General features: G+C 52.8%; 20 protein-coding genes and 1 pseudogene. 10 read left to right on the top strand and 11 right to left on the bottom strand.

Features of this window, described 5'->3' with window-relative positions; translation table 11 throughout:
- The first annotated feature begins 25 nt into the window (after window positions 1-25).
- From OCH02_RS11555 to OCH02_RS11545, 3 genes are all read left to right on the top strand, one after another.
- Window positions 26-448, top strand: a complete 423-nt coding sequence (locus tag OCH02_RS11555; protein ID WP_261431379.1) for a hypothetical protein — start codon at window positions 26-28, stop codon at window positions 446-448.
- Window positions 448-1,758, top strand: a complete 1,311-nt coding sequence (locus OCH02_RS11550) for an FKBP-type peptidyl-prolyl cis-trans isomerase N-terminal domain-containing protein (RefSeq protein ID WP_410001255.1) — start codon at window positions 448-450, stop codon at window positions 1,756-1,758. Before OCH02_RS11555 ends, OCH02_RS11550 begins: the two co-directional genes overlap by 1 nt.
- 119 nt (window positions 1,759-1,877) lie before the next feature.
- Window positions 1,878-2,420 carry a helix-turn-helix transcriptional regulator gene (locus tag OCH02_RS11545; RefSeq protein WP_261431376.1) on the top strand — a complete coding sequence of 181 codons (543 nt, stop codon included), beginning with the start codon at window positions 1,878-1,880 and terminating at the stop codon, window positions 2,418-2,420.
- Between the two features lie 165 nt (window positions 2,421-2,585).
- Here OCH02_RS11545 and betA read toward each other — a convergent pair whose 3' ends face one another.
- The 4 genes from betA to speB form a co-directional block, all read right to left on the bottom strand.
- Complete coding sequence (gene betA / locus OCH02_RS11540; protein WP_261431375.1) at window positions 2,586-4,274, bottom strand: choline dehydrogenase; 1,689 nt, start codon at window positions 4,272-4,274, stop codon at window positions 2,586-2,588.
- A gap of 31 nt (window positions 4,275-4,305) precedes the next feature.
- The gene (locus OCH02_RS11535; protein WP_261431374.1) at window positions 4,306-5,814 is read right to left on the bottom strand and encodes a purine-cytosine permease family protein; all 1,509 of its coding nucleotides are present in this window, start codon (window positions 5,812-5,814) and stop codon (window positions 4,306-4,308) included.
- A 110-nt stretch (window positions 5,815-5,924) separates the two neighbouring features.
- Window positions 5,925-7,433, bottom strand: a complete 1,509-nt coding sequence (locus OCH02_RS11530) for an aldehyde dehydrogenase family protein (RefSeq protein WP_261431373.1) — start codon at window positions 7,431-7,433, stop codon at window positions 5,925-5,927.
- Window positions 7,434-7,519: 86 nt separating this feature from the next.
- Window positions 7,520-8,503 (bottom strand): agmatinase, encoded by a 984-nt coding sequence (speB, locus tag OCH02_RS11525; RefSeq protein ID WP_261431372.1) that lies wholly within the window; start codon window positions 8,501-8,503, stop codon window positions 7,520-7,522.
- A gap of 154 nt (window positions 8,504-8,657) precedes the next feature.
- Between speB and OCH02_RS11520 the strand changes: the two genes are divergently transcribed.
- On the top strand, window positions 8,658-9,569 hold the full coding sequence (locus OCH02_RS11520) for a LysR family transcriptional regulator (protein WP_261431371.1): 912 nt from the start codon (window positions 8,658-8,660) through the stop codon (window positions 9,567-9,569).
- A 96-nt stretch (window positions 9,570-9,665) separates the two neighbouring features.
- On the opposite strand, the gene OCH02_RS11515 is transcribed toward OCH02_RS11520, so the two are convergent.
- Genes OCH02_RS11515 through tssF form a run of 7 tightly spaced genes read right to left on the bottom strand, consistent with a single transcriptional unit; the run spans window position 9,666 to window position 18,398 of the window.
- A complete protein-coding gene (locus tag OCH02_RS11515; RefSeq protein ID WP_261431370.1) occupies window positions 9,666-10,157 on the bottom strand; it encodes a DcrB-related protein in 492 nt (163 codons plus the stop codon).
- Window positions 10,158-10,170: 13 nt separating this feature from the next.
- A complete protein-coding gene (locus tag OCH02_RS11510) occupies window positions 10,171-12,003 on the bottom strand; it encodes an OmpA family protein (protein WP_261431369.1) in 1,833 nt (610 codons plus the stop codon).
- On the bottom strand, window positions 11,997-13,358 hold the full coding sequence (locus OCH02_RS11505) for a UDP-N-acetylglucosamine-transferase (RefSeq protein ID WP_261431368.1): 1,362 nt from the start codon (window positions 13,356-13,358) through the stop codon (window positions 11,997-11,999). The genes OCH02_RS11510 and OCH02_RS11505 overlap by 7 nt, the downstream gene beginning before the upstream one ends.
- Before the next feature lie 12 nt (window positions 13,359-13,370).
- Complete coding sequence (locus tag OCH02_RS11500; protein WP_261431367.1) at window positions 13,371-14,363, bottom strand: fimbrial protein; 993 nt, start codon at window positions 14,361-14,363, stop codon at window positions 13,371-13,373.
- Window positions 14,364-15,449: an ImpA family type VI secretion system protein gene (locus OCH02_RS11495; RefSeq protein WP_261431366.1), complete on the bottom strand. Its 1,086-nt coding sequence runs from the start codon at window positions 15,447-15,449 to the stop codon at window positions 14,364-14,366. It lies immediately after the preceding gene.
- A gap of 52 nt (window positions 15,450-15,501) precedes the next feature.
- Complete coding sequence (tssG, locus tag OCH02_RS11490; protein ID WP_261431365.1) at window positions 15,502-16,521, bottom strand: type VI secretion system baseplate subunit TssG; 1,020 nt, start codon at window positions 16,519-16,521, stop codon at window positions 15,502-15,504.
- Window positions 16,518-18,398: a type VI secretion system baseplate subunit TssF gene (tssF, locus tag OCH02_RS11485; protein ID WP_261431364.1), complete on the bottom strand. Its 1,881-nt coding sequence runs from the start codon at window positions 18,396-18,398 to the stop codon at window positions 16,518-16,520. Before tssF ends, tssG begins: the two co-directional genes overlap by 4 nt.
- Before the next feature lie 430 nt (window positions 18,399-18,828).
- Between tssF and tssH the strand changes: the two genes are divergently transcribed.
- The 6 genes and pseudogenes from tssH (at window position 18,829) to tssB (ending at window position 26,891) form a co-directional block, all read left to right on the top strand.
- Window positions 18,829-21,501: a type VI secretion system ATPase TssH gene (tssH, locus tag OCH02_RS11480; protein ID WP_261431363.1), complete on the top strand. Its 2,673-nt coding sequence runs from the start codon at window positions 18,829-18,831 to the stop codon at window positions 21,499-21,501.
- A gap of 104 nt (window positions 21,502-21,605) precedes the next feature.
- A pseudogene (locus OCH02_RS11475) lies at window positions 21,606-22,140 on the top strand (fimbrial protein).
- A 122-nt stretch (window positions 22,141-22,262) separates the two neighbouring features.
- A complete protein-coding gene (locus OCH02_RS11470) occupies window positions 22,263-23,009 on the top strand; it encodes a fimbria/pilus periplasmic chaperone (protein WP_410001254.1) in 747 nt (248 codons plus the stop codon).
- An 87-nt stretch (window positions 23,010-23,096) separates the two neighbouring features.
- The gene (locus OCH02_RS11465; protein ID WP_261431361.1) at window positions 23,097-25,739 is read left to right on the top strand and encodes a fimbria/pilus outer membrane usher protein; all 2,643 of its coding nucleotides are present in this window, start codon (window positions 23,097-23,099) and stop codon (window positions 25,737-25,739) included.
- Window positions 25,730-26,317 carry a fimbrial protein gene (locus OCH02_RS11460; RefSeq protein WP_261431360.1) on the top strand — a complete coding sequence of 196 codons (588 nt, stop codon included), beginning with the start codon at window positions 25,730-25,732 and terminating at the stop codon, window positions 26,315-26,317. Before OCH02_RS11465 ends, OCH02_RS11460 begins: the two co-directional genes overlap by 10 nt.
- Window positions 26,318-26,408: 91 nt before the next feature.
- Window positions 26,409-26,891: a type VI secretion system contractile sheath small subunit gene (gene tssB, locus OCH02_RS11455; protein ID WP_315899189.1), complete on the top strand. Its 483-nt coding sequence runs from the start codon at window positions 26,409-26,411 to the stop codon at window positions 26,889-26,891.
- Window positions 26,892-26,972 lie beyond the last annotated feature (81 nt).

The raw sequence follows: 26,972 nt of genomic DNA, 5'->3' as shown, positions 1-26,972 counted from the left end.
ACATCTAAAAAAGGAAGCCGGAAAGATGATGGTGAAGCATATAAATCTTAGCGTCCGAATGGGGATCTTGTGTCTGGTGGTCATGGGGGCCACGGCGTGTCAAAACCCGAAGTCGACTAAAACCGTAACCGCCGGGAAGGCCAGCGCCACCAAGGAGATATCGGAGGAAACCTTACGCAAACAGCGTGAGGCTGAGCGGCTACAGCAGTGCCAGGAACAACTGGGCGCACTGCGTAATATCAATGCCAAGCAGTTTCAACAGTATAAGCAGGCTTTCGACAGTTTGATGAGTGGCGCTTCGCAGTACGCCGGGGTGCGAACCAAAGTTAATGGCGATACCCAGGAGACCGTGGATGCGCTGTATCGCTATAAAGTTAATTTACTGTGCGCCGGAGTGAATCAGGCGGTACTGACGGGCCTGGCGGAACGCGGGGAGCTGGGTAAATGATGCGGCTGTCTCGGCTGGCTTTTTTGGGGTTTACGGCACTGATGGTCGTGGGTAAGGCACAGGCAGATGAGGGCGTACCTGCTCTGCTGCAATTTGCCGAACAATACCAGCGTCAGAATGTTAAGCCGGAGACGCCAGCGAGCGATAAAGCGCGCAGCGACGAGAAAACGGCGGCAGCCAAAAAGAAAGATAACAATCCCCGCCAGACCGCAAAGCGGGCAGCCCCCCCAATAGCCGGTGCTTCGACGGCCTTTACGCTTCGCCGGTCGCTGTTGGAAAGTGAGCAACAGCTGACTCGCCAACAGGCAGAACTGGTTGCGTTGCGCCAGGAGATTATCGCGTTGCGTGCCGAGAAACCCTCCGTTAGTGCTTCACCGGTGCCGCCTGACATGTCGCTGTTGCAGCAGTCCTTGGCGGGGCTGAGTCAGGCCTGGCGTGGTTCGCCGGATGCGCAACGAACGGCCTCTTTACTGCAGCAAGCTCAACAGGATATGCAGCAGGCCAGAAAGGCGCAGGCTCTGGCCGAGAGCCAATTAGCCAGCCTGACAGCGAAATTGTCCGCAACAGAACAAGCTAATCAGGAATATGGGCAGAAGCTGGCGGGGCAGCAGCAACGGCTGGTGCAAGCGCAGAGCGAGGCGACGGAATTACGCAAGCGCCGGCAGTGGGAAGTCACGGCTGAACAGCTAAAGGATGAAAAGACGCGGTTGTCCTATGCGGCAGGCAGTGCGCTTGGGCGGGATATTGATGGGTTAATGGCTGAACGCCAGAGTTGGGGCGTACCGGTAGACCGTAATAGTTTGCTGGCTGGCGTATTGGATGCGGTTGCCGGTCATTTATTGTTGCCCCCGGCTGAGCTGACCAGACTGATGGAACAAGCAGATAGCGCCGCTGGTGCCGCGCGAGAAAAACGGGTCAAGGCGCAGGTGCAACAAGATCAGGATTATCTTGCCCGTTTCAGTAAACAGAAGGGCGTAAAACAATCGGCGATGGGCTTCTGGTACCGGGTGGATTACGCCGGCGATCACGAGTTGGCCAAGGATGCCGTGATTGACGTGGTGGTCAAGGAAAGGCTGACCGATGGCACCGTCATCCAGGATATGGAACTCAGCGGAAAAGTCCTTTCACAACCGCTCTCCGCGTATCCGCCTTTATTCCGGGAAGCGATGGGTCATCTTCGCAATCACGGTTCATTGACCATGGTGGTGCCCCCGGAGTTTGCCTATGGCGAGGCGGGCTATCCGCCAAAAGTGCCGCCGAATGCCACCATGGTTTACGAATTGCGCATCGACAATAGTCAGACCCCCTAAGGGCGAATACGGCAGTGGTTAGGCTTAATAAAGGCAGGAGAGCCAGCATGAGTTCCATAATGACAATAGCCTTATCTGATAAGAACACTTTTTTCATCAAGGGATTACAGGATGTTTTAATGCAGCACTTCAATTCGCTCGGTGTGTTGGTGCGTATCGTGGATATTGATCGGGCCAGTGAGGCCGATTTGGTTTTTCGCTATTTCTCCCCCGGCAATTTGAGCTGTTTTTGTCAATATGAGTTACCGCCAGCGGGGCGGAAACCGCTGTATTTCACACTGCGTCAACCGGATAAGCGGCACTCTGTCACCGCCAGCGCTAGCGCCAGGTGCGTGCTTGAGTCTGGGGTGATCCGTCACGATATGCCGGTTTCATCAGTATTACAGGTGGTTATCGCCGGGCTGGCGCGTCAGCGATCATGGCCATTGGACAGCCCTGGCCATAAACGCGCTTGTGCCTGTCAAAGGATCCTGACGCTGCGAGAACAGGAAATCATGAGATGCATGAAGTGGGAATTGGGCGTCACGCAAATTGCCCATATGTTGGACATCAGCGTGAAAACGGTCAGTAACCACAAGATGAGTGTGATGCGGAAAATGGGGTTTCGGCGCAATGCCGAACTTTATGGCTGGTTGCGCCGCAGCACGCGAGCGCAGCTCTAATCATTGGGCGTCCATGTCCATTATTGACGGAGTTCCAATAATGCATTTTGGGACGACCAAACCGCCAGTCTTGCTCCGTATATGGATACCCTAAAAGCAAAACAGCCCGGTGATGTGCTCACTGGGCTGTTAACAGGATACGGAGCTGGATTTAGAATACCCCGCTCATACATCCACCGTACGTAGCGGCTTATTGGTGCGTTGCCGGGTTTGCCAGTGGTCTGCCAACCCGACCGAAACATCGGCTTCGGGCAGCAATGTTTTGCCTCTTACCAGATCCGATGCGCGTTCGGCCAACATAATGGTGGGGGCGTTCAGGTTACCGTTCGGTTCGGTCGGGAACACCGACGAGTCGATCACGCGCAGGCCATGCAGGCCGTGCACTTTCAGCGTTGAGTCGACAACCGCCATAGCGTCTTCACCCATACGGCAGGAACCGCAAGGATGCATGGTGCTTTCCATGTTGGCGCGCACGAAGGCGTCAATCTCTTCATCGGTCGTCACATCGGGTCCCGGTGCCAGTTCGACGCCGCGGAAACGATCCATCGCCGGTTGGTTGATGATTTCACGTGTCAGGCGTACGCAGCGGCGGAAGCCTTCGCGATCTTCCTCGCTTTGCAGGTAGTTGAATTGGATCTCCGGGTGTGAATAAGGATCGGCTGAACGAGCGCGCACATAGCCACGGCTTTTGGGTTTGTTCGGCCCGGTCAAGACCATGAAACCATCGCCTTTAAACGGTTTATCGCCATCGTAGCGCATGGCCGCCGGCAAGAAGTGAAACTGGATATCCGGCCAACGTAACCCCACTTCGGAACGGATGAAGCCACCGGCTTCAAAGTGGTTGCTTGCTCCCAGGCCATCCTTGAACAGCAACCAACGCAAACCGATCAATGCCTTACTGAACCACCCCATCTTGCTATTGAGCGAAACAGGTTCTTTGCAGGCGTACTGGATATAGATTTCCGAGTGATCCTGCAGGTTTTCACCGACGCCGGGAAGATCGTGTTTCACCGGAATACCTGCTTCGCGGAGCACGGCTGCCGGGCCGATGCCGGAACGTTGCAGCAGGTGCGGTGAACCTATAGGGCCGGATGACACCAGCACCTCGTGTTTGCAGTGCACGGTATGGGTAACGCCGTTCTGGTCGTAGGTCACGCCGATAGCACGTTTGCCTTCCAGTAATATCTGGCGGGTCATCGCCTGAGTGATCACTGTCAGGTTAGGTCGCTGCATGGCTGGGCGGAGGTAGGCGTTGGCGGTGGACCAGCGCACACCGTTCTTGACGGTCATGTGCATCGCCCCGAAGCCCTCCTGCATATGGCCGTTGCAGTCATCGGTCCTGATGTAGCCTGCCTGGGCACCGGAGTCGATCCAGGCACCATACAGCGGGTTCACCATATTATTGCCGTTGTTGGTGCTCAAGGGGCCTTCACTGCCGCGATAGTCGTCACCGCCGAACTTGTAATTCTCTGCCCGCTTAAAGTACGGCAGACAGTTGCGATAGCCCCACCCCTTGGCGCCGAGCGACTCCCACTGGTCGAAGTCACAAGCGTGCCCACGGATATAAACCAGTCCGTTGATCGACGAGGACCCCCCCAGTACTTTGCCGCGAGGGCAATGCAACTTGCGGTTGTCTAGGTGCGGCTCGGCCGCCGTTTGGTAATGCCAGTTGTACTTTTTGGTATTCATCGGGATAGAAAATGCACTCGGCATCTGGATGATAATGCTGCGGTCACTGCCGCCGTACTCAAGCACCAGTACGCTGACATTCGGGTCTTCACTCAACCGGCTTGCCAGCACACACCCGGCTGAGCCGGCCCCAACAATGATGTAATCGTATTGTTTGATCGCCATGATTTTTTGGTTCCTTTCGTCGGGTCGAGCCTCAGACAGGTTTCTTGTCCCCGGTGGTAAATTCCGGCATATGTTGCTCGATGTGCTTAATCACACGTTCTTCACTGTCCAGATCAAGCGAGTTGGAGAGTAAGTAGTAGGTCGCGCCCGAGACGATAAGACCGACCAGCCAGGCCAGATCAACGCTGCCCATGGCCCGGGCCAACGAGCCGACATAGACCTCTTGGCTCCCGTTGAAGACGCAGAAGAAGGGGATCATCGCAATAAAACCGATGGCGTAAGCCAGTAGGCCACGGGTGCCCCAGGAGCCGTAGATGCTGTTGCCGGACATGAAGAAATGCGGCACGGCATAACGCCCTTTGCGCACAAAGAAATAGTCGGTCAGGTTGACGGCGGTCCAGGGCACCAGGAAGTACAGCATCAGCACCAGATAGATGTTCAGCACCGATAATCCCGACCCTGAGTTGTAGATAGTCATCGCCACTCCCAGCTGCAGCAACACCACAAAAATGATGGCCACAATGCGTACCCTGGCTGTGGGAGCGATCTTCCTGAACGAGTCGACACTGGTGATGGCGGTTAGCTTGGCGCTATAGATGTTCATTGCGATCACCGGCAGGAAAGAGAGGATGGCAACGGCGACGACCAGGGTACCCAGCTTTGGTGCAATGCCGGCACCGACCTGGTTAAGCGATACCAGCACATCGGTAGCGTGCAGGTGAGCGCCCAGCCAGCCGCCGACGGCGATCATCCAGGCCCCCGACAGCGACGCACCCAGGAATACCGCGGTGATCAGCTTGCCGCTTGGGGTGTTTTTCGGCAGGTAGCGAGAGTAGTCCGAGACATAGGGCGCATAGGCGATGTTGTAGCTGGCTGCTGCCGCGAACTGGGCGATAAAGCCAGTCCAGTTGAACCCTAACGCTGCCGCTGGGGTTGCGCCGGCAAGGGGCTTTGCATCCGGTACCCAACCCATGAGGATGGCCAGGGTCACCAGGCCATACAGTGGTAATGATAGATACAGCGACCACTTGAAGGCCTTGTGCATCCAGTCGTGCCCGAGGATGGCCAGAATGGTGGCGGGCACCGTCACGGCCAGGGCGACCTGGAACGGATTCCAACTGAACAGGGTTTTCAGGCCCTGCATCATCAGCACCAGGTTAACGATGTTGAAACCGGCGAACACAAACAGGGTTGCCAGCAATACCAACACCACGCCGCGATAACCGAATTGCGCGCGGGACTGGATCATCTGTGGCAGCCCCAGATGCGGACCTTGCGAACCGTGGAACGCCATAAATAGCGTGCCGAACATGATGCCGAGGGTACCGGCGAGGGTAGTCCAGAGCGCGGTGAGACCGACACTCGGTCCGACAAAACCAATCGTCATGGTAAAGAAGGTAAAGTTGCCGACGAACCAGAACGGCCCCTGGCTGGAGAGCCTGTCATTTCTTTCACTAACCGGAACAAAGTCAATCGAGCGCCCTTCGATGGTGCCCTGAGCGCTGGTGATGGCTTTGGCTGCGTTTACGTCAGATTGCATGAAATACCTCACCGTCATGTTGGTGGAAGTCTTGAAAATTCAAGGGATCTGATCTTATTTTCCGTCCTGCTGCAGCCATAGGCTGGCCGCAGCGGGCGGGATGAGAACGCTTAGGGCAGGGTGATCCACACCGCCTTGGTTTCCATCAGGTAGTCAAGTTGTTCTGGCCCCAGATCCTTGCCGAAGCCGGACTCTTTGAAGCCGCCGAACGGCATGGAGGGATCAATAGTGCTGTGGGCATTCACATAGACAGAACCGGCATGCAGTTGCGGAATTAAGCTATGCACCAGACCCAGATCGTTGGAATAGATCGCCGCGGCCAGGCCAAACGATGAATCGTTTGCCAACCTGACCGCTTCCTCTGTGGTATCGAAGGGAATGGTTACCAGTACCGGGCCAAAGATCTCTTCTTGCACGATCCGCATGTCGTTGTGGCAGTGGGAAAAAATGGTGGGTTCGACGAAATAGCCAGGGCCGTCCAGTGTGCGTCCACCATAGGCCAGTTTGGCCCCTTCCTGCAGGCCGACGGCAATGTATGAGCTGACATTGTCTTTCTGTTTGGCGGACACCAGCGGGCTGATGAAGCAATCCGGATCGAGGCCGGGGGCGATCTTCAGGGTCTCGGTGTAGGCCACCAGGGCTTGCAGGAATTGATCGTAAATACTGCGGTGTACGTACGCACGGGTACCGGCGTCGCACACTTGCCCAGAGTTGAAAAATACGCCATTGGCCACTGCGCGCGCCGCCGCGGGAATATCGGCATCTTTCAGCACCAGTACCGGCGATTTTCCGCCCAGCTCAAGCGTAACGCGCTTGACCTTGTTCACTGCATTCTGGCCAACGGTGCGGCCGACCGGGGTCGAGCCGGTAAAGGTCAGCTTGTCGATGCCAGGGTGGCTGCTCATGGCTGCGCCGATCACGCTGCCATACCCAGTAACGATGTTGACTACCCCGTCAGGAATACCGGCTTCTTTTACCAGTTCGGCAAAGCGCAGCGTGGACAGAGAGGTCAGTTCGGCCGGTTTGACCACGACGGTGCACCCCACGGCCAGCGCCGCAGCCAGCTTCCATGCCATGGTTTGCAGCGGGAAGTTCCATGGCACGATGACGCCCACGACGCCGATGGGCTCTTTGCGCGTGTAGGCCAGGTAATTACCCGGCAGGGAAGGTTCGACGGTGCGACCATGCAGTTTTGAGGCCCAACCGGCAAAGTAGCGGAAAGTATCAATGGTGCCCTGGATATCGACATCCCGTGCTTGCGAGACGGACTTACCCATGTCGATTGACTCAATCTCGGCCAATTCAGTGGCATTGGCTTCGATAAGGTCGGCCAGACGGTGTAGCAGGCGTTCGCGTTCAAGCGGTTTCAAACGGCGCCATTTGCCACCATCGAACTGGCTGCGAGCCGCAGCAACGGCGAAATCCAGGTCCCTGAGGCTACCTATGGGGATCTGGGTCAGCACGCCGCCGGTCGAGGGTTCGATCACGTTGGCGCTGTTGTTATCGCTACCTTCAAGCCAGGCCCCGCCAATGAACATCTTTTTAGGCTTGGCGAGGAAGTGACGTGTCGCGTCTGATACACCGAATTGATCCAGGTATTGCTGTACAAGTGCATCCATGAATCTGTCTCCGAATAGGTTTTCCGCATTTTGTTCGCGGGCAGGGAAGCGTGGTTGGCTGCGTCAGTGCGCGGCGATGGCTATAGCTATAGAGCGCGTGCTTTGCTGGTGGCGCGGTCGTGGAAAATGAAACCGAGACTGTTCATCAGCAATTGTGCGGCGAGTATCGAAGTCTGCCCGGTTGGGTCATAAGCGGGGGCGACCTCGACCAGATCCATGCCGATGACGTTGCCATTACTGCGTTTGGACAAGGCCTGGATAATTTCCAGCACTTCGTAATAGGTAAAACCACCGTGGCTGGGGGTGCCGGTGCCTGGTGCGATAGAGGGATCGAAGCCATCGATGTCAATGGTGATGTAGTAGGCAGTGCCCGCCGGGATGCAATCGAGTACACCTTCGGTGCCGAGGCGGCGCACATCGCGGACCGACAGGATCTGTGAGCCTGCGCTGCGTGCCGCATCGTAGTCGTCACGGTTTGAGGAAGATACGTTGCGGATGCCCATCTGCGTCATACCGACGATATGGTCCATTTCCGAGGCGCGGCGTAATGGGCTGCCGTGGCCATAGCGTACGCCGTGGCGTTCATCGACAAAGTCCAGGTGGGCGTCGAAATGCACGATGTGTACCGGACCGCGCCCTGCGTAGGCCTTGATTACCGGAGCGTGGATTGAGTGATCGCCGCCAAGTACCACCGGCATCGCTCCCGATTCAAGAATTTTACGCACCGCGAATTCGATGTTGGCATTACTGCCTTCCATATCGGTGTGGATGATGTCGGCATCGCCTACGTCGACCATGCGGACCTGATCGCTGGTCAGGTAGGTGGTGTCATCTTCATGGTCGTAGGCGCCAGAATGGCCGAAAGAAAAAAGCGTTGAGGCTTCGCGAATGCTGCGTGGCCCGAAGCGAGCGCCAGCCCGCCACTGGGTGCCCATGTCGTTGGGTGCCCCCAGAATTGCCACATCGGCGTCTATGTTGTTCCAGTCCAGGCAGACGGGTGACTTGGCAAAGGTGCAATGGCCCACGAATGGCAAGTTCAAACGCCCTGTTTCATAACTGTTTTTCTGCATCTTTGTGCTTCCTGTAATGGGTGATTGAAAAGGTAAGGCTTGAGTTATTTCGACCTTCTGAGTCACTATGGCCGTTAACTTTGAGTAAACAAATATGCAACATTAGATACTCAAATCGATGTTTCCGTTGTAATGGCGTCGAGGAGGAATGGCGGTGAAACAGCTACAAGATGTCGATATGAAATTGCTTAGAGTTTTTATGACGGTGGTCAAATGTGGGGGATATGCGGCAGCCCAGGCCGCCCTGAACAGCAGCCAGTCGACGATCAGTGGGCAGATGAACACCCTGGAAACCAGGTTGGGCTTCACCTTGTGCGAACGCGGGCGTGGTGGATTCCGCCTGACGGAGCACGGCGTGGCGGCGTACGAGGCGGCGCATCGGCTGCTGCTGGCGGTGGATACTTTCTGCATGGAGACCCATGCGCTGACGCAGCATATTTTCGGCAAGCTCTATATCGGTATCATCGACAACACCATTACGGATGACGTGTCCCCGCTTCCCAAAACGCTCAGGAAATTCATGTCGCGGGGGGATGATGTCCAGCTTGATGTTTATATTGGCACACCGGCCGAACTGGAGGAGCGCGTGCTTGATGGTCGGCTGCATGTGGCGATAGGACATTTTCCGCTGCAGGTGCCGGGCCTGTTCTATTCGCATTTGTATGAGGAAAGTGATGGCCTGTATTGCGGTCGTCACAACCCGTTGTTTGACTCGCTGCCAACGGAAAAGGCGCTGCTCACCAGGATCAGCGAGAGCCATATTGTGGCGCGCGGGTATCTGCAAAGACGCGACATCAGGTTATTACAGGCCAGCAAGGCGACGGCCACTGTCGACAACATCGAAGCTCAGGCATTGTTGATCCTCTCTGGGGCCTATATCGGTTTTTTGCCGATACATTACGCCACGCCCTGGGTTGAAACCGGCAGAATGCGCCAAATTGATCCCAGCCGGTTCAGTTCCCTGTGGCCGTTTACCGCCATTACGCGCAGAGGCGTCTCCCAGCCATTGATACTGCAAGCCTTTATGGCCGACCTGCTGGCAAATAGCCTGCCGGGTTGCCAGTAGATTGACCAATATTACTGTCTGCTTAAGTTTATCGAGATATAAATAATTACTGCCCCAGGCCTTTTTTGGGGCCTTGGAGCAGAGCGAAGGGAAGAATCAACTTTCAACGCTGATTGGGGTTTCTACAGGGATAAAGCTGTTGATAATACGTACGTAATGCTTGCGCTGCGCTTCGGTAAAATCATTGTTTGCCGCCAATGTAAACACCAACAGTTTGCGAGAATCTGGGTTGAGCTGCGGGTGCCGAGGCAGTGTAATGATGGACGAGACCTGTCGGACCCAGCCGCCGTCCTCCAGAAATTTATTGGCGGTCTGCAGTACGGGCAGTTTAGCCGGGCCAATTTCATGTTTCAGGTTTTTTCCCTCCACTTCGAATCCCGGGACTGAGTGTTTCATTTTCTCCCACTGCTTTTCGCAAAAGTCATCCTCGGTCTGATCTGTTTCCAGCGTGGCGCGGTTAATCAGAATGTTGTAGGGGTTATGGTCATCGTCCATATAGCGAAGAATATTAATCGACTGATCTTCTGGATGATCCAGAGTCATGAAAGTGCCTTCATTAATGGAGTAGGTCATTGATTTTTTACTCATAAGCGAATCTCTCTTAATCCTTATTGCTCTGCATCGATAATGGGATGATTTCAACGCGGCGGTTTTGCGCGCGCCCTTTTTGGGTGTCGTTACTGGCTACAGGGCGGGAGTTTCCTGCACCTTCAACGATGAACTGGCTGGCTGACAGGCTGCCGTGTTCAATCAGCCAGTCCCGAATGACCCGGGCTCGCTCGGTTGAAAGCGCCAGATTGACGGCGGCGGATCCTGTGTTGTCTGAATGGCCGATGATGAGAAACATTTGCTCTGGGACGCGAACCATCTTTGGCACGATTTCAGCGAGTATCTTTTCGCTATCGGGCATCAGGTTACTGCTGCCATTTTCAAACAGCGGTGCGGTACCACTTAATGTGTACTGGGTGACGTCAGAGGCCGGAGCGGGCTCCTTGAAGAGTGTTTGAAAAGGTTTTAGCTGGGTCAACGGGTCACGTATTCCCCCCCAATATGACCTGTTGTAATAACTCAATCCGCCAGCCAGGCAAGCGAACATAACCAGGAGTACGGTGATTTTTGGCCAGTGTCGACGGGATGTTTTTAATGCAATGACCGTTGGAACAGTTCCTGCGGGAGGAGAAGGCGCTGTGTCCACCATCGGCGGGAGGGGAATCACAGGCAGCGGAGGCATGGCAATTGAAGCGGAAAGGCCCGGCAGAATACTGTACTTCTCCGCAAGCCAAGAGGACCATGCGCCGTGGCGGGTGAATCCTTGCCCGTGGTCGGCCAGCGTAACGCCGACAAAATCGAACTGTGTGCTGTCAAACATCGTTTGCAAAACAGTCATTATCCGATTTTCGGCAAGCCAGGCGACGAACGTAGAGCCCAATGCGTGTCGTTGTATGGCGTAAATATCGTTGCCATCATCGCCGGCATCAAGCTCGTCAATCAGCCCAATAAGGCGGGGTTCCAGCTTCAGACCTCCGTAGGGAGGTGCCGCTAAACCTCCGGTCCAGATTGCTCTGTCGGGATCGTGCGGGTAGCGCTGTTGGCTCAGGCGCGTATACAACCCCAGCATGCAGGGCAAGTGCTCGGGAAGTCGCGTAGATGAAAAGGCATACTGCCATGCAGTAATTTGTTCAATCATGATGCCGTTGTTTTGAAATCCGTCGGCAAGCAGCGGGAAAAAGGCGAGGGTAGCCATCGAGCTGTGGCTTTCCTTCAAATGCTCGAGTCGTTTAACCAATGAGGTCGCATGTTCAGCGACAACCCAAACAATCCCGCTGTCGTTGCTTGTGGAAAGATCAGATTGGCTAAACCATTTACCGGCAAACGGCCCAATAATAAACACCATCAGGCGCGGCGAATCTGGGAGCGTATCGTTTTGCGCCCCCCAGAGGGTGGGCTCTGATTCCGGTGGCGCTAAGTTGGGGCGAACACGGGAAAAGTAACGGGCACGGGAGGCTGAGCGTAGCGAAACCAAGGTTTCAGTTTGCCCTTCTACCTGAATCAGGAGCATCAGTAGTTTCCAGGCGTAGCGAAAAATCACTTCGCTGTCAGTCTCCAATAAGACCTTCAACTGTTCAGGTAATGTAGGGGCCTCTTTAGTTTCGTTGTAGCCGTAAAAGTAGTGCATCAACGAATAGCGTTGCCAGGATAAGGCGTTATTCTGCGGGTCGTTAGTGAGACGCTTGTCAAAATAACCGCACAAGGCCTGGCAGAGCGCCTCGCTCTCTGCCTGCAGTTGGTTTTCCGCCAGCAGAGCTTTATTGAGCAGCTCGATCAACGAGGTTAGCTTGAGCTGGAAATCTGCGGCGGAGGGAATGATCCCGTCGAAAGAGAACAGGGTATCGATCCCAATCAGCCTGCAAAAAAAGGTTTCGCTTTTCACCATGCTTTCTCCGTGATAGTGCCCCAGCCTGACGCCGTGGACCATGGGCATATCCGTACGACGGCGGGGTGGACCGCGCTGGCGGTTTTGAATTCGATTGATAGGACCAGCCCGTCATTTGGCGATTTTTTCCGTAACGCCTCAAGTTCCTCCATTCCCAACGTGCGCTTATACAGCAGGACATTTTGTTTGTTATAAACGCTCAGGTGCAGGTCGTTCATGTCCTGTTCAACGCTGCTATATTCCGACGCATTCAGCGTGATGGCTTTCTTATGGTAGGCATACTGGCGGTCAAACCATGCCTTTTCGTCGGTGGGAGGGACGGGGAAAAAATTCGTCAATTCCGGGCCCATCACTTCAGGCAGAACCGTACCGTTTTTCAGGCAAATGCCGGCCTGATACTCAAACTGTCGTAGGGAACGCCTGCTGCCCAACATGTAGGGGGCAAGACTGGCGGCATTCTCGCTTTCCAGGCCCAGCAAGGTTCTGACACGTTTTTTCGAGACGCTGTCCCATTCCCACCACGCTTTCTCAACCACCCCGTCATCTTTGGCCTGATTGGTGTGATCGCCCCAGATCTTGTTGTGTTCCTTACGCTGGTAGTAGTGCCAGAGCAGCGGTTTATGCGGGTGGTAGATATCGTATCCGTGGGTGAATGCACGCACTGCCATGGCAATTTCTTCACCGGCGAAGAAAATCTGCGGATCGTTAGGGATGCTCCTAACATAGCCACCGTCGGTAAAGATGAATCCGCCGGCGAGATAGCTACCGCGAATCGGTGCGGTTGCTTCAAAAGGCGTGGAGCGTAACATCGGTATACCTTCCGTGTTGTATTCACGGAAAATTAAGCGACTGACGTAAGTATTCTTGCTCGCCTCTTCGTTTTCTCCTGGGGTAAAAGCCGGGGGATAAGACGAAATAATGGGAAGAGAAGACGTTGCGCGTAGCTGACGCAGCATGGCGATCATTTCTTCATCCCAGTTTGGAACGAAGCGGCAGTGGGAGTCTATCTGCAGGAAAAAGCTTTCGTTATCAAACAGCCTTTCCGCCAGGTTGCGCGCCCAACAGGCTCCCCGGCTGGCGTAATAATGGACGCTTACAACATCGATTCGAGCCTGGTGATAGCGATAAGCGAAGACCTCATTCCCCGCGACGGTTCGACTGCCAGCCGGCTCGAGCCCGGCCTGTTCGAAAACATTCCGCTCTTCGTTATCCTGCCAGCAAATAGCGATATGCAGATTTTCAGGATGCGCGGCGTGCCGCAGCATATCCTGCAGCGTGGGCAGCAATTCCGGGTCACGGTAGCTGGCTATGCTGATAAAAATTGTTGCTGAGTTATCCCTGTTTTCCCGAACCATAAAAAGTCCCTGTTACTGAATATCAAAAACGATTTCCGCTTTGGCGGAGAGAACTCCCTCTGTTGGGGCGGATTGACTGCTGGCGACCAGCGTGGCGTTCCAGGCAAATTCAGAGGGGCCTCGGCTGGTGATACTGTTTTTTTGTTCCGACGTGCTGCCGTCGACTTTCATTGCCTTACCGGCACTATCGGTGATTTTTATTCCCAGTCGGTCCTGATTGCCTGCCGCATCTTTTGCACGGATATATGAGGCGTCGGAGGAGGGCGTCGCTGTAATGATCGATGCTTTGGCCGAATAGGAGCCGTAGTCACTTTTGCAGACGATGCTGAAATTCAGGTTGCGCGTAACGCCGTTTTTTAATAGCGAAGGGGTGACATCGTTAAAATCGACGGTTTTCGCACTATCTGCGGTGCAGGCCGGTGTGCTGATAATCTTTATTTCACCGATGGTCAGATTCATAACGAAAGAAGCCGGGTTTGCCGTCATAAGGTAGCTGTAAGCAATTTGGCCGGGTGGCAGGACGGTATCCCCCATCGGGTTGCTCAGACGAAGGTTATCGCCGGTTTTAAAAAATTGGATACGATAAAAAGATTGTCCAGGGTAATCGAACGTACCCGTTGATTCGCCCCCCGAAAATTTAATGCCAGCGGTAGAGGGAAAGTTACCGAAAGCTGAACCGTTACTCGCGAGCAATTTAATGCCGATGCCGGGAATATTGGTTTGGAAGATTTTTGTCGCGGCGTTCTGGCCGATGAGGTTGAGCGAACGTTTACCGTATTCCGTACCGACCAGGCAATCATCGTAGCCAATGTCCTGTCCCGGTGTCGGGCTATCGAACTGAGCAATAGGCAGGGAAGTATCTACTGGCGCATCGGCGGCAATACGAATGATTTGCGAGGGAATGGCGAGCGGGGTTGGCGCACCACGGGCAAGCGTACAGATGGCTTCGGCATTAGGCGACAGAATAAGGGCGGAGAGCATAATGATAGAGATCTTTAACATCATTTATTCCTTTTCTTGATTCAGCACTGCAACGATTTCAGGAGGGTACATTTTTAAGAGGTCGGCAAAATTTTTACCGATGCTATCCTCGGCGTACTTCAATACCTGAATCAGCGGGCTGCTGGGTTCGGTCATGGCAAACCAGCTGCGAACTTCTTGCAGGCGATGCAGCGCATCAATACGGTTGCCAATGCCGCGTTGCACCTCTGGCGCAGTGCATATCGCAGCCTCAGCTTGGGGAGACGCAGCCGTCGCAGCAGCGACGGGCGTTTCAACTGCGAGTGCCGGCAAGTCGTCTTGCCCGCCAACTGCGGCGGGAATGAGGTCAGGAAAGGGAGCAGTCGCAGCAGGCGGTTCGCTGCCGAATTCGCCGGAGAACAACTTCAAAATACTGACCAAAGCGTCAAACTCCGGCGCTTCTTGCGCCAGCATCTCCGAGAGCGCTTTTTTCATCTCCAGTATGAAATGATATGCCTGGCTCAAAGGACGAATCCCCTCGCGGGCGCTGAGGTGCCATTCATGGATCAGTGCGGCGACGGCAGTATCCGAAAGCGTGCCTTCTTCACGCGGAATCTGATGCGCTTTCTCGAATTCTTTGACGGTGACTTGCAGACCGGCAGCTTTTGGCAGCAGTTGGCTACGAAAGTCCGCCAATAAGCCATTGGCGTCATCCAGCTCGGCCAGGGCATTGGCGCGCAGAGCGGGGGTAAATTCGCCCTCGTCCAAAAGCTGCGGATGGAGATCGTCCGGCCAGGTGTGAAGCAAGGCATGCAGAGTCTCAGCCCCTTCCGCCAGAGCGGGGAGGCCAATCTTGCGTAATCGACAGCGCATCAGGATGATAATCAGCCTGATGTCCTTGCTTTTTTGCAGCAGGGCCTGGCATTCACGCTCGGTTTCCGTCCAGTTAATCGGCTCTGCCGCCTCAAAAAAATTGCCGTATTCAACACCAAGTTTGGGCTGCAGCCTGGACTGCAGCATGATAAAGGCAGGATCGTAATCGAGGTTCTCACCACAGGGGGCATCGCCCTCAATGGGTTGCATAAGGTGCTGGTAATAATCTGAACAGTTCAGGCTGTGTGTCTGATTCATAGCGACTTCACTTTCATCCATGAGTGGTGCGTAATCGGCCCGTTGGGAGCCGCTAGCGGTGATACATTTCCGGTTCGAAGCTCATGCCGGAGACTGGCGAGTCGCAGGTATTTCGCTCCAGCCAACTGGCGTAGCCCAGTTGATGACTGCCATCCAGCGTGGCCTGCGGTACCTGATCGGCGGCCAGCACCAGCTCTACATCCCATGCGTATTCAAAACCAATAAAACTGCGCACCAGTTCGCGCAGCACCGTCAAGTCGCGGCCCCACGGGCTAAAACGGGTGTACTGGGCCAGCGTTAGCGGCCCCATCAGCAATTTGAATTTGTATTGCCTGTCCAGTACGGTGTTACCGAGAATGGCGCCGTCGCCTAACAGTGTGGCGTAGCGATCGTCGCCCAGCGCGGTTTGATCTTTGCCTTCCAGAAAAATCCATTGCAGCTCAAATTCTTCCATGCGGACCGGCACTTCGAAGTAATACTGCATTGCGCCCAGTAAGCCGCTCGGGTTGCGGGCTTCGCGAATCAGGTGTGCTGAAGAGGCCAGCCGGGTATGAATCGGAAGCGGCGCTGGGGGCAGTTCGGCAGGATCCAGCCCTATCAGACTCCCGACATAAAACGAAAAGCGTTCATCGTCTTTGCGGTCCAGCGAGGCGGTGTCCTGTGATAAAAACCACGCGCGATAAAACAGACTGAGCGCCCGGTGGTGAAAAATATCCGCAAAATCGGTCAACGTACGATCGTGCTGCTCGTAACGGGAGTAGGCCAGTTCGGAAAGATGAAGCGGCATGGCACCTTGCGGGCCCCAGATCCCTAAACCAAACAGCTGGAGTTTGACTTTTTCGTCCTGCCGGCTAATAGCGGAAATCTCACGTGGCGAGAATGCCATACTGGCAACCTGCCCAAGCCGGAAGCATTCTTGCGACGGCAGCGTTGCCTTGCCCGGCGGCGGAGACTCTGGCGTGTGGGCTGCAATAGCCCGCATTATGCTGATAAAACCGGCTTCCCAGGGTTTATCGGTGTCGTACCAGTTGTCCAGATTTGCAGGCTGCCGGGAGGCATCGCGATTATTCATAGCGCACCTCGCCTGCCTGGCCGCGCCTTCCAGCGCGCGATTAAACCACGCTGCATTGAATGCAGCTCAGTCTCAGTAAAGATGTTGATGGCGGCGTGGCGCGCCAGATAGTTTTCCATTATCAGGCCAAAGAGATAGGGGCTGACTCCGGAAAAACCCTCTTCGTCTACGGTCAAGCTGCAGCACACTCCGCGTCCGTAAACCAGCAGCCCTTCATCCGACAGACGGCGAACTACCGGCTCGGTTTTGCATCCTACCAGGCTGTTAATCTGTGCCACGGAGTCCAGATTGGCTGCGGTAGTGAAAAGCCGCAGCATATTACGTAGCGACTCGCCACCCTGAGCATGGTCCATGTCAGATAATGGCAGGTAGTTAAAGCTAAGCTGGCGAATGAGCCGCCATGCCGACTCGCCAACGGCGAACGGCGCACGGGGGGCGCTTGGCGAGCTTACGAATCGGGCGCCATGAATGGGAACGGAATCTGACATGGTGAGATCAAAGCTGCCCGTGCTGGTTAGTAAACGGGGTAAATCACGATTGGTGACCACCGCGTCGACCAGCAGATAGCGAATTTTCTCCCCGTAGGGCACTTCTTGTTGGTCGACCAACGAGATAAAAATTTCGGTGCCGCTGTAAGGTGTTCGGGTATCGTATTTACGACTGATGCTTTCTTTTGTTCTGACTTCACGCTTTACCGAGAAGTAGCGTCCGAAATTGCCGGTGTCGCTGTGCCGGGTCTGATAAAGCGGGTTAAAGGTCAGCTCCTCACTGGTTTCCGCCTGTAAGCCAAAAACCTTATTAACGGAAAAAATCTCGTAATCGAGCGGGCGGGTGCGGTCCGGGACAATATGAAAGTGGTTCAGCGCTCGATTGACTTCGATTCGGTCTACCCGTTTCGGGAACAGATTGATCACCGGCGTGCAAAACAGCAAAAAGCGTGAGCTATCCAGATGAGCGATTAAATCCTGCGGCAATCTGTTCAGGAGAATAATAATTTCTACTTCATCCGTATTATTCTCTTCCAATGCCGCGCCCAACTGCGTGAGAGAGAAAAAGTAAAATCTTTCGCGGCATGCAATATATTCCTGAATCAGAGTATGACCATGGAACATATTCCATTGCAGAGGCAAAAGGCTTTGGTCCGGATCCATTCCTTCAAATTTAAGCGGTTGATTGTTGATGACATGGTGCTGGGGTTTTTCTTTATTCCCGCTGCGGATCACCGTCGCAACATGGCTGCCGTGCAGGAGCTCAAAGGTATGAGACACAACGCGTTCATCGCCTTGAATATAAAAAGGAAGATTATCCAGCCCTTTTAGTGCAGAAAAAACCAGGTCACCCTGTAGTTTTAGCTTGATCCGCAGTGCGCCTTTCAACTGGTGATGATTGAGACGATAATTTTCCAGATTAGGAATATCTGGCGGTACGGACGTCAGTCTTACTTCTGCTATCTCCAGCGGCCATAGGGTAACGTCCTGGTTATTCCTGAATTCACAGCGGGTCATTTCACCCGGCAGGATCCTGCTATAGAAAGCACTTTTTTTGGGGATTTTATAACCATGCGTTAAATCCCCCTCGCTCAAATTAGGTTTCAGCTGGACGACGCCCATAGAGGGCGTGGGTGAATTATAGTTTGGGTAGATAAGATCCAGTAACCGCTGGGTGAATTTAGGAAATTCAGCATCGAGTTTTATTTGCGTCCTGGCAGATAAAAAGCAAAATGCTTCAATCAAACGCTCCACGTAAGGGTCGGCAACCTCGATGCCGTGCATCCCTAAACGTCCGGCAATTTTAGGATGTCGTTCGGCAAAATCTTGTGCCATTTCCCTGATAAATGTCAGCTCTCGATTGTAGTAGTCTAGGAAGTTGTGTTCCACTTGGCACCCTGTCAATTATAACGGCGAAAAGAACTTTTCTTGGCGATCAGGAGATCAATACCCGGAATCAAGGGTATCCCGCTGGCTTTCTGCCGAACCTTTCTCTTTAGCAGTAGCGATTCTATAAAGTTAATTTTTTTTTACGATGATATTATTAATCCCGTTTGCAATTTTAAGAATATGTTTCGGGCGTTATTCTTAAAGAATAACGATTAATGACTGAGACTGAGAATAACTTCCGGGCTTAATTCTCAAAAATGTTATGTGTCGCGTTGTAGGGTTTTTATTTCAATTTTTGTTAATTAGAATAATTGTAAAGCAGCGTACCGTTACGCTAGGTTTCTATAGCCAAACGGTTCTCAGATCCACTATGGATAAAGTGGATTGAATGATGATGAAAAAATCGAATTAAAACAGGGTGAGTTTTATCGTGGCGATAACCAGAAAAAACCTATTCGGTAAGCTGAATACTAGCTTGTTTAAAAGCGTAGAGAGTGCGACTACGTTGTGCAAACTGCGTGGTAACCCGTACGTTGAGTTGGTGCACTGGTTAAATCAGATATATCAACAGCAAGATAGCGATATCAAGCATATCATTCGGCATTTTGAAGTGGATGCCGAAATACTGGAGCGTGATTTCGCACAGGCATTAACGCGTCTGCCCGCAGGTGCTAGCTCTATCTCTGATTTCTCATACCATATCGAGCTGGCCATCGAGCGCTCGTGGGTATTTGCCAGTCTGGAATGTCACAATAATTGCATCCGCAGCGGCCATTTGCTTATTGCGCTGCTCACCACCATGGAATTACGCCGCGCGCTGTTTGCCATTTCCCCGGCGTTCGAAAAGATTCCGCTGGAGCATTTAAGCAAAGATCTCGGTTATATCACTCGCGATTCGGCCGAAAAAAGCGATTTGGCTGGAGGCGCGGTTATTCCAGACGAAGCCGGCATTCCTGGCGAAGCCAGCAATGCATTGGGATCAACGCAGGGGGGCGGTCTGTCGCAGTATTCGACGGATCTGACGGCATTGGCGCGTGAGGGGAAAATTGATCCGGTTTTGGGGCGCGATAAAGAGATAAATACCCTGGTAGATATCTTGCTGCGCCGCCGGCAGAACAATCCATTGCTGACCGGTGAGGCCGGTGTAGGTAAGACTGCCGTGGTGGAAGGCCTGGCGTTGGCTATCGTCGCCGGTGAAGTGCCACCTTCGCTTGAGAGCGTCCGCCTACTGGCGCTTGATGTGGTTGCACTCTCTGCGGGCGCCAGTATGAAAGGCGAGTTCGAAGCGCGTTTAAAAGCGGTACTGGAAGAAGCCGCCAATTCCGCCGAGCCGGTGATTTTGTTTATTGATGAAGTACATACATTGGTCGGTGCGGGCGGTAATGCCGGAACGGGCGATGCCGCCAACCTGATGAAGCCCATGCTGGCGCGCGGTCAGTTGCGTACGATTGGCGCCACTACGTGGAGCGAATTCAAGCGTCACATTGAAAAAGATCCGGCTCTGACGCGTCGCTTCCAGGTGCTTCAAGTTGAAGAGCCCTCCGAAGAGCTGGCTATCGCTATGCTGCGCGGGTTGCTGCCGGTGCTGGAGAAGCATCATGGCGTCTGGATCATGGACGAGGCGATACGCGCGGCGGTGCGACTTTCCCATCGTTATATCCCAGCCCGCCAACTGCCTGATAAGGCGATTAGCCTGCTGGATACCGCTTGCGCCAGGGTTGCCGTTGCGCAGCATGCGCCGCCGGAAGAATTGCAAATGCTGAAATTCCGCAGCCAGTCGGCGCAGACGGAACTGTCTTTGCTCGAAAAAGCAATCGACTTCGGCAAAGAAGGCGGTGAACGCGTCGAGTCCATTCAGAATTCCATCGATGAACATGCTGAAGGGGCGACGCTTCTCGATCGCCGCTGGGCGCAGGAATGCGAGCTGGTTGCCAGCATCATCGATACGCGTCAGCAACTTTTGGCCGCTGCGGTTGAAGAATCTCGGGTCCCGAAATCAGAAAAATTCGAGTATTTACAGGCGCGTTTGAATGAACTTGAGGAAACGCTGAGAACAATTCGCGGCGAGCAGCCGCTGGTCCAGGCTGAAGTGAATGCCGGTGTGGTTGCCTCTATCGTAGCGAACTGGACCGGAATCCCGGTTGGACAGGTACTTAAGGATGATGTTAGCGCAGTAATGGAGTTGCCGCAGCGCCTCTCTGAAAGAGTGATTGGTCAGCAATATGCGCTGACCTGCCTAAGCCAGAGCATTCAGACTGCGCGCGCCGGTCTTGCCGACCCGCAAAAACCCTTTGGCGTGTTTATGCTGGCGGGGCCTTCTGGCGTCGGTAAAACAGAAACCGCGTTGGCGATCGCCAGCCAGCTTTATGGCGGCGAGCAGAATCTTATCACCATCAATATGAGCGAATATCAGGAAGCGCATACCGTTTCTTTGCTGAAGGGGTCTCCGCCAGGCTATGTCGGTTACGGGGAAGGTGGCGTATTAACCGAAGCGGTTCGTCGTAAACCTTATAGCGTTATTCTGCTCGATGAAATGGAAAAAGCGCATTCGGATGTGCACGAGCTGTTCTTCCAGGTCTTTGATAAAGGTTCGATGGAAGACGGTGAAGGCCGCCGGATCGATTTCCGCAATACCGTTATCTTACTTACCAGTAACACAGGCAGCGAAATAATCAGCAGCGCCTGCGCAGATCTGGAAACGATGCCGGATGAAGACAGCTTATTAACGTTATTGCAGCCGGCATTGCTGAAAGTATTCCCCGCCGCTTTCTTGGGGCGTGTCACTGTCATACCTTATTTCCCATTGGAAACCGCCTCGTTGCGGCAGATAGTCAATATTCACCTGAACCGTATTGCTGAGCGGGCAAAAGCGAATTATGGGATTGCGCTGACCTTTAGCGAAGAATTGGTTCAGCATGTGGTTGCGCAATGCCCGGTAGCTGAAACCGGGGCCAGGATGCTAATCCGTTTTATCGAAAAAAATATTCTTCCAAAAATTGGCGTTACCGTTTTAACGCTGACAGGCGCTGATGCAAAAAAGAGTAAAACAATAACTATGCGTGTCATTTATTCACAAGAGAGAGAAGTTGAGGTTGTTATGTAAATGGAGGGACTGCCATAGAGTGATTAAAGGAAACTCAAGAAAATATGGAAACGATATCTTTATCGTTGAATTTACTTTAACTACATAAATATAGGGAATTATTAATGCATAAATTAACGTTAACGCTGTGCGCAATGGCGCTGGCTGCAGCATCGACTTCCGCTCTGGCTGCTACGCAGGGTACGGTAACCTTTAACGGTGAGCTGATTGCTGAGACCTGTTCTATTGTCACCGACTCGATTGACCGCCAGGTTCAACTGCCAAAAGTCTCCATTCAGACCCTTAATGCTCCCGGTACCAGCGCTGGGTCGAAAGGTTTCGATCTGAATGTTGAAAACTGTCCGACTGGCATTACCAAGGTTGCCGCGCATTTTGAGGGTATCGGTAGCACAGGCGTGGATAACTCAACGGGTAACCTGACTAACCAGTATCAGGGGGGGAGGCACCAAAGCCACCAATGTTCAGGTCCGTCTGTACAACTCTGACGAGAAACAGCTGAAACCGGGTGACACTGGTGCTGCGGCGGATGTCACCGCTGGTAAAGCGACTATGCATTACTTCGGTGGTTATTACGCGACTGCGGCGACTACCGCCGGTCTGGTTTATGCGCAGGCGCGTTATACCCTGGCTTACCCGTAATAAATCGGCCTCAAGGTTGAAAATGGGGCGGATATTCGCCCCTTATTGAGAAATGCTCCTGTTTACTTTTTTCAGGTGGGATGTAATACGCGCAGGGTAGTGCTATGAAATATCAACGTGCAATATTTTCAAAATTAACCAATGCTTTTATCTTTCTGGCATTAACAACCCAGATGGCTTTTGCTGGCATGACGATTTCCGGGACCCGTATTATTTTTCCGGCAGCTGAACGTGAGCAAACGGTGAGAACCACCAATAAGGGAACCATGCCTTTACTGGCGCAGGTTTGGGTTGACGATGGCAGCGCTACTGATGATATTAATAGCGTCAAAGTGCCTTTTACCGTTACGCCGCCCGTGTATCGTGTTGAACCGGGAAAGGGGCAAAGTATACGCCTTATTTATAACGGCATGAACTTGCCACAAGATCGGGAGTCCGTATTTTGGTTTAACCTGCTGGAAATCCCGCCGGTGAAGGATACGGCGAAGGAAACCGATCACCTTGAACTGGCATTCAGAACGCGGATTAAAATTTTCTATCGACCGACCGTGCTGAAAAGCAGCAGCACGAATGAGGTTGGCAAGTTACAGTGGGAAATTATCAGCCCGGCGAAAGGCATTAAAGTAACTAATCCTACTCCGTATTATTATTCGTTCGATTCGGCATCAATAACCGCGGGTGTTGTTAAATACCCCCTGAGTGTTGATATGATTCCGCCTTTTGGCAGTCAAGAGTTCTTATTGGAAAATAAAAACAATGCACCAGTGACTGTAAATGGCGCGAATATTAATCTGATTGGCGATTATGGTAGTGTGGTTAAATACCAATTGATTCCTGCATCAGGAAAGGGATTAACCATAAAAGAATAACGGACTAATAAGTGGTGGTGATTATCCGTTCAGATCTGAACGGCTATTTATTATCGTTCTGGAATTCACACATTGTGTTCAGGAGACATGGACGTGCAACCGAAGGAAATAAAGAAATGTGAGCGAGAAGCAATATGCGTATCTAAGATAACGTATGCGATCCGACATATCCTCATTACTTCTTTAGGGCTCAGCTTTTCTGTGTTTGCTCAGAGCAATTCCGGTAATGTGCCGGGCAGAATCGAACATGACGCTCGTTCTGAAGATGTGAAGTTTAACGGTGCTTTCATTCACGGTCTTAGTGTAGACGTTTCTCAATATTATCAGGGCAATCCAACCCCCGCAGGTGAATATGTGGTCTCCGTTGTCGTGAATGGCGAAAGTCGGGGGCAGCGTAAAGTGGTATTCATGCCGGTTGAGGGCAGGATTGGCGCGCAGCCTTGCTTTAATCAGCAGGAACTGACCAGTCTGGGTATCAAGGTTACGGCCGGTCCGATGACCAGGATAACGGATAAAAATGGCTCCGAGGACAAAGCGCAGTGCGCCATGATTGATAAGTGGATTGCCGGCGCTGAAGCCAATTACGCATCCGGGGATTTTCATCTCGACCTCGTGGTCCCTCAAGCTTATCTGGTGCAATATCCGCGCGGTTATACCGATCCGAACTCCTGGGATTCAGGCATTCCCGCAGGGCTGCTGGATTATAACTCCAACCTTTACGTTCAACAGACATCCGATCGCTTTAAAGGTAATGACGGGCGGTCCGTTAGCGGCAATTTAGGGCTGTTGGCGGGGCTGAATTTTTCCGATTGGCGCCTGCGTAAACGTATAAATACCAATTGGAATAGCGATTCTTCGTCGCATACTCAATCCTTGTTCACCTATCTTCAACGAGATGTACCGGTGTTGAAAAGCCAATTGACGCTTGGTGACAGTACGACCAGCGGCGATCTGTTCGACAGCCTGACCGTACGGGGCATTCAATTGCAGTCTGACGATCGAATGCTGCCGGAAGGGTTGCGATACTACACGCCTTTAGTGCGCGGCTTGGCTGAAAGCAACGCTAAAGTGCAGGTGACTCAGCGTGGTCAAATCTTATATGAAACCACGGTGCCGCCGGGTCCCTTTGAAATCAGCGATATTGGCGCTATGGGTTACGGTGGCGATCTGCAGGTAACGGTGACGGAAGCTGATGGCCGTCAGAAAATTCAGGTTGTGCCTTTCTCGGCTCCCCCTATGTTACTGCATGCCGGTGTTGCCCGTTTTGGCGTTACGGTAGGTAAATTGCGGGATGATTCGTTATTGGAAGAACCAGGCCTGGCGCAGGGTTTTTATCAATACGGTATCGGCAACATGTATACGCTTTACGGCGGCGGCCAGCTTTCTGACAATTACGTCGCGTTGGGGGTGGGGCATGCGTTTAATACACCGCTGGGCGGTGTATCGATGGATATGACCCGGGCACGCAGCGAACTGAGAAATGACAAAATCTCCGCCGGCAACAGTTTCAATGTCGGGTTTAGCAAATATGTGGATTCGACATCAACTGACATCACTCTGGCGGCTTACCGCTATTCATCGAGTGGATTTTACAGTCTGCGAGATGCGGCATTGGATCGATATGGCGAAAAGAACGATCGCTATATGGTGGATTATCGCACCCGGCAGCGCTTCACCATTAATGTCGGCCAGCCGCTGTGGAATAGTGGAAGGCTGAATTTATCCGGTAATTTTTATAATTACTGGGGGGATCGTTCATCTACCAGCCAGTACATGATTTCGTATAACAAGTCCGAGCGCTATTTTTCCTGGGGAATTTCGGCTTCGCGATCCTATAGCAGAGAAGGGCGAGATGTGAATAGCGTTATGCTTTCCTTTAGCGTTCCTTTGGGGCAAAGCAGCATTACGGAGAAACCCGTATTCAGCTCGCTATATTCTTCCGTCTCTCACGACAACAGTGGCGCCAGTTCGGTTCAGGCAAACGCCATTGGCAGTCAGGGCGATCAAAACGAGCTGAACTATGGTATCGGAACATCAGTTTCCAGTGCGAAGCATGATTCTTCCCAAACCGCCTTTAACGGCAACGTGAACTACAACTCCCCGGTGGGGCAATTCGGTTCTACCGCTTCGGTAGGGAATAAATCGCGTCAGCTTTCGTTCTCGGCGAACGGTAGCCTGGTGGCACATAGCGGCGGCATTACTGCGGGACCGCGTTTGGGCGACTATCCGTTTGCGCTGGTAAACGCGCCGGGCGCCGAAGGCGCCAGAATGCTCAACGGATATGGCTCAAGAATTGATGCGAACGGGTATGCCATCGTGCCATCCCTGACGCCTTATCGCGAGAATACCGTGGCGGTGAACACCCAGGGACTGCCGGATACGGTTGATGTATTGGAAAGCGAAAGTACCGTTATTCCCCGCATGGGGGCGGCAATCAAAGTCGACGTTAAAACGATGGTTGGCGATCCTGTCGTGCTGGTTGTTCGTGACCAGCAAGGCAAGCCTTTCCCGATTGGCGCGAATATGGTCGATGAAGGCAACAACAATCTCGGCATTATCGGGCAAGGGGGGGTGGCATTTATTCGCGGTTGGCAAGCACAGAAAAATAACCTGTACGTGAAAAATGCATCCGGCGTACGCCTTTGTACCATTTATTCGGATAACGCTATTTCCCAAAAAATCAAGAGCGCCGCGGGCGCTATTACCCAGGTAGAGGTTTTATGCCATTAACTATTATTACCACTCCGGGCATGAAGTCTATCCGTATTGCTTTATATACGGTATTTATTGTGAGTCAATCGATGTTAACGGCGAAGGCTTGCTCGACGGATTGCTCAATAGACGTTTATTTTACCGGTAAATATACTGACGAGACTTGTAACGTGGTAATTAATAATGCCAGCAATAATGAAGTCGTTACCTTACCCCGTGTGGCGGTAGAGTCTCTCAAAAAAAATGGCAATGAAGCAGGAAGCGTGCCTTTTGATATTACATTGAAAGATTGCCCTGCCAGCCGAACCGTGACGGTGTTTTTTAATAGCAGTGTTTCTGGTTTAGATACGGAAACGGGAAATTTAGTGAATGATGCAGGTACTCTGCTTAGTCGTAATGTGCAAATCCGTTTACGAAAAGAAAACAGTGCGCAGGTTATTATTGATAATGCTGCAACAGGGCAGGATTATATTATTTCAGCTGCTGCTGAACCATTAAGTCACAGGTTTACAGCGAGCTATTATGCAAAGGGGGACTCAGCCGTTACTGCCGGGAAAGTTCATTCGGTAGCAGGGGTTGAGCTTGTTTATAAATAACAGGGAGGCGAGGCTGTCTAATTATCTGAACGTTAACCATCAGGCGAACGACGGTTTATCTATAAACGGTTATTAAAGAGTATTGACTACTATGAGCAAAAGCAATTCGCAAAAATTTATCGCACGTAATCGTGCGCCACGCGTACAGATTGAGTATGACGTGGAGATTTATGGCAGTGAAAAGAAAATAGAACTGCCGTTTGTTATGGGCGTTCTGGCCGATCTGTCCGGTAAACCGTTGGAGCCATTGCCTCCGGTAACCGACAGGAAGTTCCTGAGCATTGATATCGATAACTTCGACGAACGCATGAAAGCAATGCGGCCTCGCCTGGCGTTTGCAGTGCCTAACACCTTGACGGGGGAAGGGCAACTGATGGTCGATATGACTTTCGAGAGCATGGATGATTTTGCTCCCGATGCCATTGCCTGCAAAGTCGATTCATTATCGCAGTTGCTTGAGGCGCGGACCCAGCTTGCCAACCTGCAAACCTATATGGATGGCAAAGCAGGTGCGGAAAGTCTGGTCATGAAAGTGAATAGACCCGGATTTCCTAGACGGTTCCGTGCCTCATGAACCAGGCACTTTCATAAACTGCAGGGGGTTGATCCTCACAGGCACTGTGGCGGCGTTTAGCATTATAAAACATCTCTACAT

Source organism: Serratia quinivorans, from assembly GCF_946227985.1.
GTDB classification, from domain to species: domain Bacteria; phylum Pseudomonadota; class Gammaproteobacteria; order Enterobacterales; family Enterobacteriaceae; genus Serratia; species Serratia quinivorans_A.
This window is presented reverse-complemented; position numbering and strand designations above follow the sequence as displayed.